This window comes from Candidatus Thiosymbion oneisti, from assembly GCF_900092655.1.
Lineage (GTDB): Bacteria > Pseudomonadota > Gammaproteobacteria > Chromatiales > Chromatiaceae > Thiosymbion > Thiosymbion oneisti.
On record NZ_FLUY01000967.1, the window covers coordinates 1 to 12,496 of the forward strand.

The 12,496-nt window shown below is 60.0% G+C and carries 12 protein-coding genes; 8 read left to right on the top strand and 4 right to left on the bottom strand.

The genetic code is table 11. The annotated features are described in order from the left end of the window. Positions 1-94: 94 nt before the first annotated feature. Complete coding sequence (locus tag BQ17_RS09920) at positions 95-1,078, bottom strand: hypothetical protein (RefSeq protein ID WP_089726637.1); 984 nt, start codon at positions 1,076-1,078, stop codon at positions 95-97. Between the two features lie 315 nt (positions 1,079-1,393). Between BQ17_RS09920 and BQ17_RS09925 the strand changes: the two genes are divergently transcribed. The 3 genes from BQ17_RS09925 (at position 1,394) to BQ17_RS09935 (ending at position 3,768) form a co-directional block, all read left to right on the top strand. Next, on the top strand, positions 1,394-2,095 hold the full coding sequence (locus BQ17_RS09925) for a DUF4126 domain-containing protein (protein WP_089726639.1): 702 nt from the start codon (positions 1,394-1,396) through the stop codon (positions 2,093-2,095). A 114-nt stretch (positions 2,096-2,209) separates the two neighbouring features. Continuing rightward, positions 2,210-2,461, top strand: a complete 252-nt coding sequence (locus BQ17_RS09930) for a hypothetical protein (protein WP_089726641.1) — start codon at positions 2,210-2,212, stop codon at positions 2,459-2,461. A gap of 38 nt (positions 2,462-2,499) precedes the next feature. Next, the gene (locus BQ17_RS09935; RefSeq protein WP_089726656.1) at positions 2,500-3,768 is read left to right on the top strand and encodes a multifunctional CCA addition/repair protein; all 1,269 of its coding nucleotides are present in this window, start codon (positions 2,500-2,502) and stop codon (positions 3,766-3,768) included. Between the two features lie 680 nt (positions 3,769-4,448). Here BQ17_RS09935 and BQ17_RS09940 read toward each other — a convergent pair. Then, positions 4,449-4,826: an HI0074 family nucleotidyltransferase substrate-binding subunit gene (locus BQ17_RS09940; RefSeq protein ID WP_089726642.1), complete on the bottom strand. Its 378-nt coding sequence runs from the start codon at positions 4,824-4,826 to the stop codon at positions 4,449-4,451. Then, positions 4,816-5,133, bottom strand: coding sequence for a nucleotidyltransferase family protein (locus BQ17_RS09945; protein WP_176722375.1), 318 nt, complete (start codon positions 5,131-5,133; stop codon positions 4,816-4,818). Before BQ17_RS09945 ends, BQ17_RS09940 begins: the two co-directional genes overlap by 11 nt. Before the next feature lie 140 nt (positions 5,134-5,273). Here BQ17_RS09945 and BQ17_RS09950 point away from each other — a divergent pair, with 140 nt between their 5' ends. The 4 genes from BQ17_RS09950 (at position 5,274) to BQ17_RS09965 (ending at position 10,423) form a co-directional block, all read left to right on the top strand. Continuing rightward, positions 5,274-6,047 (top strand): TerC family protein, encoded by a 774-nt coding sequence (locus BQ17_RS09950; RefSeq protein ID WP_089726646.1) that lies wholly within the window; start codon positions 5,274-5,276, stop codon positions 6,045-6,047. A gap of 737 nt (positions 6,048-6,784) precedes the next feature. Continuing rightward, positions 6,785-8,086: a paraquat-inducible protein A gene (locus tag BQ17_RS09955; protein WP_089726648.1), complete on the top strand. Its 1,302-nt coding sequence runs from the start codon at positions 6,785-6,787 to the stop codon at positions 8,084-8,086. Continuing rightward, complete coding sequence (locus BQ17_RS09960; protein WP_089726650.1) at positions 8,022-9,755, top strand: PqiB family protein; 1,734 nt, start codon at positions 8,022-8,024, stop codon at positions 9,753-9,755. The genes BQ17_RS09955 and BQ17_RS09960 overlap by 65 nt, the downstream gene beginning before the upstream one ends. Then, complete coding sequence (locus tag BQ17_RS09965; RefSeq protein ID WP_089726652.1) at positions 9,752-10,423, top strand: PqiC family protein; 672 nt, start codon at positions 9,752-9,754, stop codon at positions 10,421-10,423. Before BQ17_RS09960 ends, BQ17_RS09965 begins: the two co-directional genes overlap by 4 nt. 111 nt (positions 10,424-10,534) lie before the next feature. Here the strand turns inward: BQ17_RS09965 and BQ17_RS09970 are convergent, their stop codons facing one another. Continuing rightward, positions 10,535-11,359 (bottom strand): outer membrane protein assembly factor BamD, encoded by an 825-nt coding sequence (locus BQ17_RS09970; protein ID WP_089726654.1) that lies wholly within the window; start codon positions 11,357-11,359, stop codon positions 10,535-10,537. A gap of 95 nt (positions 11,360-11,454) precedes the next feature. Here BQ17_RS09970 and rluD point away from each other — a divergent pair, with 95 nt between their 5' ends. Continuing rightward, on the top strand, positions 11,455-12,447 hold the full coding sequence (rluD, locus tag BQ17_RS09975) for a 23S rRNA pseudouridine(1911/1915/1917) synthase RluD (RefSeq protein ID WP_256091538.1): 993 nt from the start codon (positions 11,455-11,457) through the stop codon (positions 12,445-12,447). The last annotated feature ends 49 nt before the right edge of the window (positions 12,448-12,496 follow it).

Genomic DNA, 12,496 nt, shown 5'->3' on the forward strand with positions numbered 1-12,496 from the left:
ATACGGTCGGCCAGCAGATCGCCGATGGCCTGGACGGGCTCGGCGACAAAGCGCGCCTGCCAACGCTGGATGGCCGGACTGACGGGAAGTGCGTTCATTCCCCACCCTCGCCGAAGAGGTCAGCGCCGAAGTCGTCGCGTCCCGCGTCGATACGGACCCAGGGCAGATGGAAGCCACGCGCTCGGTCGAGGGGCATGGTCACCGGCTCAGCGACGATACCGGCCCGATAGAAGTGCTCCGGGCGGTAGACCAGGCGCGGGCTCAAGAGCTCACAGCCCATTTCGTAGTCATTATCGTCTTCCACCGGCGTCAGATTCACCGTCCTGCCGTACAGCGGTGCCTTGGTGGCATCCGGCTTCGGCAGGGGGCTTGGAAAGGAGTAGTTACTGATGTCGCTGTCCAGCACGGTAGGAATGGCCGGATGGCCTTGTCCGTCGAGCGCGGCGATCGCTTCCGCCACCGGATAGCGCATGACCAGGATCTCGACCGGCCGCCCGGCGGGACCGGGGTCCAGGTGTCCCAACCCGAGGCGGTTGCGCAGACGCACGGCCCAGTCTGCCACCCCGTCCGCCAGGATGTCTGCGACCTGGATCTCGGTGGTGACGTAGGCGGGACGCCGGTCCCGATCAGCGTTCCAGGCATTGCACAGGCCCTGGAGAAAGCCGCGGGCGGCATCATCACCAGCCCGAAACCGCTTTATCTGGTCCGCCACTTCCTCGAAGGAATCTCCGCGCAAAATGCACGGCCAATCCGCCTGCTCGACCCGGATCAGGTTCAGACGCTCATCGATCTGAGTCACCCGATTGCGGTCGTTGAGCGGACGGAAGGTTACGGGTGCATCGGATTCGCTGGGATCGAGAAAGAGCTGCTCCGTAGCAAAGCCGTGATGACGACCGTACCAGTCGTCCATGTCCGAGATCGGACCGGAAGCAAAATGGGGCTTGTACAGATCCAGCACCTCCGGGGGCGGACGTTCGTCGAGTAGGAAGTTCTGGGCGCAGGCCCGTTCCTCATCATCACCGGATTTGGAAGCCGCGCTCAGGTAGCCGTGAAGCTGGGGAATCGTTCGCAAATCCATTGATTTTACTTGGGTCTTTTATGAGGTCCCGCAGAAGATTCCATCGGACCGACATCCGGTCTGCTGGGAGGGCAAGCTCTTAGTGTAGTCAGTAGCTGATAAAGATTAACTCACGCGGAGGTTTTTTTACAAGGCTAAGCCACGGTTGCTTCTTTGTCCACGCCGCCGCACACACGGCAACCGAATGATAACTCGTTGGAGGATTCGACTCAGCGTCTCCGGGGTTCAAAACAGTCGGAAGCCGGTGACCGGAAGCGACCCGTGCGGGTTCGGCGTATAATCCGATCGGTCACAGGCTGGCAGGAGGACGCTGACGTGGACGATCTGGCGCAGACACTCGCCCTTTCCCTGGGCGCCGGTTGGGCCAGCGGGATCAATCTCTATGCCGCGATCCTGGTGTTGGGCTTTCTCGGGGCCACCGGCAGGATGGTGCTCCCGGAAGGCATGGAGGTGCTGGCCGATCCGCTGGTCATGTTCGCCGCCGGGTTTATGTATCTGGTGGAGTTCTTCACCGATAAGGTCCCCGGCGTGGATACGGTCTGGGACACCCTGCATACCTTTGTCCGCATCCCGGCTGGGGCCATGTTGGCGGCCGGTGCGGTGGGGGATGTGGGCCTCGGCGCCGAGCTTGCGACGGCGCTCCTGGGCGGCGGCATGGCTGCGGTCTCCCACGCCGCGAAATCCGGGACCCGGGTGCTCATCAACACCTCGCCCGAGCCCTTCACCAACTGGACGGCCTCCATTGTGGAGGATTTCAGTGTCGTGGCCGGTCTGTTGGTGGCGGTCAATCATCCGGTGCTGTTTCTGGTGCTCCTGGCCCTCTTCCTGCTGCTCCTGATCTGGTTGCTCCCCAAGCTGTGGCGGGGGATCAAGCGGGTCTTCGGGACCATTGCCAGGTGGTTCGGAGGCACCCGGAAGGGAGAGACCGTACCCTCGCGACCCGATGTGCGGGCCCTGGAGGCGAAGCCCCCAGGACAGGACCGGGGTCAACCGCCCGGTCCGACCCAAGGCCATTAAGTTAAGCGTCGAGCCCGTTTGGCCCAATCGCTGCTACCCGCGAAAGATCATGCCCACCAAGCGCTTCATCGCTCGGGGGGAAGTGAACCACGGATAAACACGGATAGACACGGATTGGCTCATGAAGATGAGACGCGGCAGATCATCGGCTGTGCGATGGCGGTGCGCAACGACCTGAAGCTCAGTCTGGCCCTGAATTTTCGACGGGCGCGGTTGGAATGGAAGCGGGTTGTCTTACCGAGTCCATCCGTGTCCATCGGTGTGAATCCGTGGTTCTATTCACAGAAACGACAACCGTTGCCGGTAAGGCCTGACTTGATGGCATTGCGGTCCAACCTGAGCGAGCGCTGCCGGATGGGGATATGAACGTACCGCAAGCCCTGGGGCAAGATCCCGGGGACGCTATCGAGGTCTATCTGGTGGGCGGGGCCGTGCGGGACCGGTTGCTCGGGCGGCCCGCTGCCGACCGCGATTTCGTGGTCGTCGGCGCCACCCCGGAGGCGATGATCGCCCGGGGCTTTCGTCAGGTGGGCAAGGATTTTCCGGTCTTCTTGCACCCGCAGACCAAGGAGGAATATGCCCTGGCCCGCACCGAGCGCAAGACCGGACCCGGCTACCGGGGGTTCCTGTTCCATGCGGCACCGGACGTGACCCTGGAGGAGGATCTGCGGCGTCGGGATCTCACTATCAATGCCCTGGCCGAGGACGAACAGGGTAATCTCATCGATTACTATGGCGGCCGGTCGGATCTGGAGAACCGGGTGCTGCGGCACGTCTCGCCCGCGTTTGCCGAGGATCCCGTGCGTCTGCTGCGGCTGGCCCGATACGCCGCGCACTTCGCGGAGCTGGGCTTCACCGTGGCGGAAGAGACCATGGCCTTGCTGCGGTCCATGGTGGACGGGGGCGAGGTGGATGCCTTGGTCCCGGAGCGGGTGTGGCAGGAGCTTGTCAAGGCGCTTGCGGCACCCAAGCCCTCGCGCTTTTTCGATGTCCTGCGCGAAGCCGGTGCCTTGGCGAGGCTGATGCCGGAGGTGGATCGCCTGTTCGGGGTCCCTCAGCGGGCACAGTGGCATCCGGAGATCGACACGGGTGTCCATACCATGATGGTCGTGGATATGGCCGCCCGCCTGACCTCCGATCCGGAGACGGCCGGTCCGGGAACGCCCGGCCCGGAAACAGCCAATTCGGAAACAGTATTCGCCGCCCTGACCCATGATCTCGGCAAGGGCACCACGCCACCGGATATCCTGCCGGGTCACCGGGGGCACGAGCAGCGTAGCCTGGCCCTGGTCGAGGCGCTGTGCGACCGGCTCAAGGCCCCGCGCCGCTTCCGGGAGCTGGCGCGGGGAGTGGCGCGTTATCATGGCATGTCACACAAGGCCGACGAGCTGCGTCCGGGAACGGTGCTCGATCTCTTGGAGGGCCTGGATGCCTTCCGCCGACCCGGGCGTTTCGAGCAGACGCTGATCGCCTTCGAGGCGGATTACCGGGGCCGCGGAGGTTATCAAGAACGCGCCTATCCCCAGGCCCTACGGTTGCGCCTGTTCTTAGCAGCGGCCAGATCGGTGGACGTCCGGGCCATTGCCGCCGCGGCGCCCGCGCCGGCGAAGATCCCGGCGCGCATTCGCGCGGCCCGCATCCGTGCCTTGCGGGAGGCGATGCGCAATTGCTGAGCTTGGGAAACCGGAGAATCTGGATAACTTTATAGCTGTAAACGCCTGAGTTATGGGCACCTTGAAAAATACGGTAGTGGGTAGTGGTTAATATCTAAGTTGTAACATAACCAACGGCACTGGCCGCTATACCCCCTCTCCCCTCCGGAGAGTGTCGCAAAAGTCATTTCGAACCACAGAGAACACAGAGAGCACAGAGAGCACAGAGAAAGGAATCGGCCAATTCTCTGCGTTCTCTGTGTCCTCTGTGGTTTAAACTTTAACAGACTGGCAGCTGACGCCACCGTTTTTGCGACACCCTCCTCCGGGAGAGGGTTGGGGAGAGGGGATCAAAAAGATGAGTCTCTCTACGTTAACACTTATGAATTTACCACTACCCGGTAGTGTTCTAATTTTGTTGTTGCCGAATATAAGAACCTTCTGGGAGCAAGTCCAGACGCTCCAGCGTCATGAAACCTTGGCCGCTGGAGCGGCCACACTTGCGTTCCCACGCTGGAGCGTGGGAACGAGCAGAACAACAAAGCTGGAACACTACCGCCGTAGGCTGGGTTGCGGCCAGGGACGGCCAAAACCCAGCAATAACCCCAGCTGGGGTTCGCCTGCCTGTCGGCAGACAGGTTCCTCACCCCAGCCTACCGATTTAAAATCAATGGCTTAGTTTTTAGACAGCCTCTTAGCAATTACTGGTTGATAAACAATGTTTTCAGATCCAGAAAGATATTGATATATCTTTTTTGTATTCTTTCAACCAACTGTTCTGCCAGAGCTTCATCATAAGTATGAACAGAAAGGTTTCTGTCTTCGATTATATCCAGCCAGGTTTGTTCATCTGATATCAGATCCTGCTGATAAGCTTTGCTTAAGGTGTCTTTAGGTGTTGTACTCAGTGTGCCCCTATCCGCCAGATAAGCTTTTAGGAATTTCCAGGATAATTCATAAGTAAACTCGAAGTTTTGAATAATCCCAGCAATATCTCTTTTGTTCTGTATGGGAAGACTCAAGGCTTCCTCTAAACTGAGCAATGCCTTTTTCAGATTTTCCTGTTTCTTAGGATTCATACAAAAGTTTACCTTCTTTTAAGATTTCTGCTTTTAAAGCATCGCTTATTTCATCAAGAACGACAACGTCTACTCCGCAAAGTGATGGGACCTTTTCTCTGACTTCTAATTTAAACCTTGAACGATTGACAGAATTTGGAAGCTCGAAAGCGAAATCGTAATCCGACTTCAGTTTATTATCTCCACGTGCTCGGGAGCCATATAAAAAAACTTTAACTTTTTGACCCGGAAAATATTCGTCGATTATTTTCACAATGAAGTCTAAAATTTTTTCCCCCACTAAAACATTATTAATTAATTCAACCACGATAAATACCTGCCAACTCGAATCCGAGTTACGCTTGTCATCACGATATACCCAAAATCTTCTTAAGATCTGGGATAATGGCGCTGATTTTATAGCGTATGGATAAAAAAGTCTAATGACGCAACGACCGAGGTAATTCCATGTTCGAGTGGATTTTCAGCCCGGAGGCATGGCTCGCGCTCGTCACCCTGACTGCCTTGGAGATCGTGCTGGGGATCGACAACATCATCTTCATCTCCATCGTCGTCGCCAAGTTACCGGCCGCCAAGCGTAACCGGGCCCGGATCCAGGGCTTGGCGTTGGCGATGATCACCCGCATCCTGCTGCTGCTGTCCCTGGTCTGGATGATGCGTCTGATCCACCCCTTGTTTGCGGTTCTCGGGCACGAGCTCTCCGGCCGCGATCTGATTCTCATCGGCGGCGGCTTGTTCCTGCTGTGGAGTAGTACGCGGGAGATTTGGGAGAGTCTGGAAGGGGCCGGGGAGGGGGAAAGGCAGTTCAAGGCCGCTTCCAGCTATCCGCTCGTGCTCGGGCAGATTGCCGTCATGGACATCGTGTTTTCCCTGGATTCAGTGATTACCGCGGTGGGCATGGCGCGTGATGTTCCGGTGATGGTCCTTGCCATTATGATCGCCATCGGTGTCATGATGCTGTCGGCCAAGTCAATTGGTGAGTTCGTGGATAGCCACCCGAGCATCAAGATACTGGCCCTGAGCTTCCTCATCCTGATCGGCGTGGCCCTCATCGGTGAGGGTTTGGAGCAACCGATTCCAAAGGGTTATATCTATTTCGCGATGGCGTTCTCGGTGGCCGTCGAGATCCTCAACAACCGTATGCGTAAAAAACGTGGGGAGAACGTTCGCTCGGGTGAGTCGCCGTCCGGGCGGCACGAGCAGACCTCGGATCCGCGCTGACCAAGGGGCGGGCTAGGCACAAACTACGAATCACGCGCATCTGCGCGAATTGGACTTTTTGTTCCTATGGGAACATTCGCGTCGGTTCGTGTGATTCCTAAGTTAAAACAAGGTATTTTATGGATTCCAGACCGCTGACGATCGTGAAAGGATGCTACCGAACATTTTGGAGTGCGGCGGCAACCCTTTCCCGGTACCTGGCCGGAACCCACGGTGCCCAAGGTAGCCACTGGGTTGGCTATGGAGCACCTGCCTGCCGCCGCTTTGGATTCGGCGACGCATCCCTCCCAAACAAAGGCGTTGCGGCCAGGGGAAAGCGCCGTCGCCGCGGCGCTTGTGGAACCCAGCGCCCAGGTTCCCGGCAAACGCTGCTGGTATTCCCCGTCGCTGGGGTTCGATTCGGCCGCGCCGCTTAAGCCGGCGCACTCCAAAGCAGTTCGGAATCCATAACGAGCTTAGAACCTGTCTGGCAAAAAAGGCAAACCCTTGTCTATAAAGCTGTACCCAATCTGCTCGGAATAGAGATTTAGCAGATAAATCAATATATTATGTTTTTTACCAGACAGGTTCTTAGAACAATATCATCGACTACCTCACAGTAGGATGATCGTAAGTTAGACAGGTCTTGAATGAGATTTTCTCTCCAACGCCCCGCAACCCGGTCACGGGGATGGGTAGACGGCGGCATACCGCGGACCGGGCGTTGCAACTCCGGAGCCTCGGGAGGAGATTGACCGATGGCTCACGCGGCACTGGTCCAGTGTCATGCCTGCGGGTTGCTCCAGCGTAATCCGCCCCTGCCCGCGGGCGGTGCGGTGCGGTGCGTCCGGTGCGACACCCTGCTGCATCGCCATGTTCCGAACAGTCTGAACCGTGCTCTGGCCTTGACCATCGCCGGGATCATCCTGTTTGTGGTCGCCAACAGCTTCCCCTTTCTGTCGTTTCAGTTTCGGGGGCAGATCACTGAGACGACCCTGGTGACCGGGGTCGAGATGTTGTATCGAGAGGGTATGTGGATATTGTCCCTGGTGGTTTTCTTCACCAGCGTTCTAGCGCCGGGGCTCCAGCTGGCGTTGCTCCTGATCGTGCTGCTCCCACTCAAAATGAACCCTGCCGGGCGCGGATTTCCCAGGCTCTTCCGCTATGTGGCAACCTTGACTCCTTGGGGGATGATGGACGTGTTCATGCTGGGGATTCTGGTGTCGGTCGTGAAGCTCGCGGATATGGCCACCATCATCCCGGAGACCTCTCTGTTCGCGTTCGTCGTGCTGATCTTCGTGCTCGCCGCCGCCCAGGCCTCCCTGGACGGGGATATCGTGTGGTCCCGGGTGCCGGTACCCGAGCGTGTTCGCCGCTCTCCACGCCCGGGGGAACCCACAAGTGCGTGCCACGTCTGTGAGCTGGTGATGCCGGAGGCGGAGGCCGACCCTGTGCGCGGTCGCCTACGCTGTCCCCGTTGCGGCGAAGGCCTGCACCGGCGCAAACCGGACAGCCTGCAACGTACCTGGGCCCTGGTGATCGCCGCCATCATCTGCTATCTGCCGGCGAATCTGCTGCCCATCACCACCGTGACCTCTTTTGGTAAGCCGCAATCGGATACCATCATGAGTGGGGTGATCTATCTGCTCGGCCACGGCATGTGGCCGCTGGCCCTGGTCGTCTTCATGGCCAGCGTTCTGGTGCCGCTGATGAAGCTGGTCATCCTGGTCTATCTGCTGGTCTCCGTGCATATGGGTTCTACCCGGCGTCCCCAAGATCGTACCCGCCTGTACCGGCTAACGGAGGTCGTGGGTCGCTGGTCCATGGTGGATATCTATGTGGTCACCATTCTGGTGGCACTCGTCAGGTTAGGTAACCTGGCGACCATCGAGGCCGGACCGGGGGCGGTCTTTTTCGCCGCCGTGGTGGTCATCACCATGTTCGCGGCCATGGCATTTGATCCCAGACTCATCTGGGACCACAGGAGCCAAGCACATGAAAGCGCCGGAACAGCCGAACAAGCCACAACCGAACAAGCAGCAACCGAGCAGGCCACCTAACCAACCGCCGGAAGCCCAGCCGCCGGAGGCCCAACCGCCGGAAGCGGTGGTGGTATCACGGCGCCCGGTTTCGCTGGTCTGGCTTATCCCGATCGTCGCCCTGCTGATCGGCGGTTGGTTGGCCTACAGGGCTTATACCGAGCGGGGTCCCAGCATCCGCATCGAGTTCAAGACCGCGGCGGGTCTGGAGGCGGGCAAGACCAAGGTCAAGTTCAAGGAGGTGGAGGTCGGGAAGGTCACGGCCATCGATTTGGACGAGGATTTGCAGAAGGTCGTGGTTACCGCCGAGCTCGTCGCCGGGGCGGAGCGGTATCTGACCCAAGAGACCCGCTTCTGGGTGGCGCGTCCACGGGTTACCGCCAGCCGGGTGTCGGGCCTGGACACCCTGCTTTCCGGCGCTTACATCGCCGTCGATCCGGTCACGGGGGGTGAGCCGGTGCGGGAATTCGTCGGACTCGAGGCGCCACCCTTGTTTACCGCCTCGGAGCCCGGTAAGAAATTCATACTCCGTTCCAGGACCCTCGGGTCTTTGAATGTCGGCTCCCCCGTCTACTACCGACACATTGAGGTCGGAGAGGTCGTCGGCTTCAAGCTCGACCAGGATAGGAAGGCCGTCAACATCGAGCTTTTCATCGCCGAGCCCCATGATCAACTGGTCTTGACCAATACCCGCTTCTGGAACGCGAGCGGCATCGATCTCGAATTGAATGCGGATGGCCTGACCCTGGACACCCAGTCCATGCTCTCGGTATTGGCCGGGGGAGTGGCCTTCGATACACCGCCGACCCTGGAGAAGCAGGGGGTACCTCCGGCCGCAGACCATGCCTTCCACCTCTATGCCAGCCGCAAAGCGGCCTACGAGAGAACCTATCTGAAAAAGGAAAAGTACCTGCTGTTCTTCGAGGGATCGGTACGTGGCCTGAGCGTGGGGGCTCCGGTCCTGTTCCAGGGTATCAAGTTGGGCCGGGTGCTGGACGTGCGGCTCGAGTTCGACGTGGAGAGGTTCAAATCCCAGATCCCGGTCTTGATCGAGCTCGAGCCCCAGCGGGTCCGGCTCGTCGGCGGCGACTACGAAGAGGTCGAAAAGACCGCCCCCATGCAGCGACTCGTCAAGGAGGGGTTGCGGGCCCAGCTCAAATCTGGGAGCCTAATCACCGGTCAGCTCTATGTAGCGCTGGATTTTTTCGATGACGCGCCGGCGGCCGAGATCGGGAGCCGGAACGGGCATCCGGTGATTCCTTCCGTAGCGTCCGCCCAGCTGGGGGAGCTGACCAATCAAGCGGCCAAGTTCATGCACACATTGAACGCGCTGCCGCTGCGGGAGATCGGGAACGACCTCCGAGATACCGTCAAAGGAGCGAAGGGTATCGCCACTTCTAAGGCGCTGGACCGCTCCCTCAAAGCGCTCGAGTCCGCGCTCCGGCAAGTGGGCGAAACGGCGCGGGGTTTGGACAAAGATGTGGTTCCTCATCTGGGCACGGCCCTGGAGCAGGCCGGTGCCGTCCTCACCTCGGCGGACAATCTGGTGGCGCCGGATTCGGCGCTCTATCTGGAACTTAGACGAATGCTGAAGGAGCTTTCCGCCGCCGCACGCTCCATCCGCGGGATGGCGGACTACCTGGAACGGCATCCGGAGGCCCTTCTCAAGGGCAAAGGGGGATTGCGATGAAGACTCGATTTGCCGCGGGATCCGCCGCTGTGTTGCTCGCCGGCTTGGCGCTGGGCGGATGCGTTACCGAACCTTCTACCTTTTATACGCTGAGCTCGACGCTACCGGCTGCCGAGAAATCGGCAGCGCCCATTCCGGAGCAGAATCTGGCCGTCGGGATCGGACCGGTGCGCTTTCCGGCGTTTCTCGATCGGCCCCAGATTGTGGCCCGTACTGCTGATAACCAACTCCGAGTGGACGAGTTCCACCGTTGGGGCGGCTCCCTGGAGGACGACTTCCTGCGGGTGCTGAGCGAGAACCTGGGCCAGCTGCTGGGTACCAGTCGGATTCTCGTGGAGCCGGCGGAGGTGCGCTTTCCATTGGATTTCCGGGTGGTTGCGGACGTGCTGAAGTTCGAGGGCACACCCAACGGCGATGCCGTATTCAAGGTGCGCTGGGGGGTGCTGGATGCGTACATGCAGCAGGCCCTGGTGATCAGGGAGGACACCTATCGCAGCCGTGCCGCGAATTCGGAACCAAGGGCCATGGTCGCCGCCTTGAGCGAGACCTTATCCACCTTCAGTCGTGACATAGCCGAACAGCTGCGTGGTCTCCCCAAGACCAGGGCAGCGACCACGCCCTCCGAGCCCCCCCAACAATCGGACCGTAAGCGATCGGACCGTAAATGAACGGCTGTACCAGCTACCAGTAGCCTATTTCTCCACATCCGCGGAAGGCAAGGGTAGGCTGGAAACCGACACTGGAAGCTGGTAGCCGGCGACTGGAAGCTGGTGGCTGGACTAATTGGTATCCAGCCCAATATAGTCCCAGAGCTTGCGTCCGAGGCTGACCTCCTCGGGAGGTGGCTCGTCATCCAACAAGCGACCGGCTCGCCGGTTCAGGGTCAATACCCGTTCGGTATCTGCCGCCAGCTTGTCTTCACCGAGGTGCTTGTAGGCCTCGATCAGTATCTCCAAGGCATCCTCGACAGCGCTGGTGCGCTGGTAGTGCTCTATGACATGCTTGCAGCGGTTGGCTGCTGCCACATAGGCCTGACGCTTCATGTAGTAACGCGCCACGTGGATCTCGTTCTTGGCCAGGTTGTTGCGTAGAAAGACCATGCGTTGGTGAGCGTCGGAGGCGTATTTGCTGTCCGGAAATAAACGCACGAGTTCGGCGAAATCCTGGAAGGCGTCCAGAGCGGAGCCTGGATCGCGTTGGGACGGATCGGTCGGGATATAGCGGTCGAGGAAGCCGACACTGCGGTTGTAGTTGACAATACCCTTGAGGTAGTAAGCATAGTCGACATAGGGATGCTGGGGGTAGAGCTTGATGAAGCGGTCGGCTGCGGCAATCGCCGCCTCGGGTTCCCCGGCCTTGTAATGGGCATAGGCCACATCGAGCTGGGACTGCATGGCGTAGCGCCCGAACGGATAACGGGCCCCCAACTTTTCGTAGTACTCGATGGCCCTTGGGTAGTTGCCCGCGGCAAGCTCCGCGGCCGCCTCCGAATAGAGCTTGGTGACGTTCCAGGCCCTGGTTGGATCCTTATGGCTCTCCAGCCAGGCACAGGCCGTCAGGGTGAACGCAAGCGCGCAGACGAGCGTCGATCGGATCCGGGTCATGCCGCAATTTGCTCAGAAAGAAGAACGGGGGGATTATACCGAAACGCCGAATCCCGGAGCAGCCGCTTGTCTCAACGCCATTGCGGGAGGTCGGCATGAAGGACGCCGACCGAATGGTTCCCGCGGAGCATTGCCTACGCATCGACCCGGCGCTGACGGGACGCCGGCTTGACCAGGTCCTGGCCGAGCTGCTGCCCGAATACTCTCGCAGCCGTTTGCAGCGGTTGCTCGACCAGGGCCTGGTGCTGGTGGACGGAAGGACCCGCCGGCGCCGCGATAAGGTACGGGGCGGTGAGGAGATACGCCTGAAATTGGTGCCGGAACCCTGCAATCTGTGTGTTGCCCAACCGATTGCCTTGGATATCCTGTTCGAGGACGACCAGCTACTCGTGGTCAACAAGCCGGCGGGATTGGTAGTCCATCCCGCTGCCGGGAACCGAGACGGCACTTTGCAGAACGCCCTGCTGCATCATCTCCCCCAACTGGATTCGGTGCCACGGGCCGGGATCGTGCACCGGCTCGATAAGGACACCAGTGGACTCCTGGTGGTAGCCAAAACGCTCTTGGCCCATAAATCCTTAGTGGACCAGCTGCAACGGCGTAGCCTGTACCGGGAGTATCGCGCCCTGGTCCAGGGTATTCTGGTCGCAGGGGGGACCATCGATGCACCCATCGGCCGCGACCCGCTCCGCCGCACCAAGATGGCCGTGGTTTCGGGAGGCCGGCCGGCCGTAACCCACTACCGGGTCCGGGAACGGTTCGACGCCCATACGCTGCTTGCCGTGCGGCTTCAGACCGGACGCACCCATCAGATCCGGGTCCACATGGTCCACATTCGCCATCCTCTGGTGGGAGATCGGACCTACGGCGGTCGCCCACGGCCCCCCCAAGGCGCAGGTGTGCGCCTGACCGAGGCCCTGCAGGGGTTTCCCCGCCAGGCCCTGCACGCCACTGCACTGGGATGCGACCACCCGCTGACCGGAACGGCTATGCATTGGGAGATCCCTCTACCCGGGGATATGCACGAGCTGCTGAGCTTGTTGCAGGAACATGATGGGCCTAAGAGACTGTCTAAAAAGGGACCGTAGGCCGTAGGCTGGGTTGCGGCCAGGGATGGCCAAAACCCAGCAATAACCA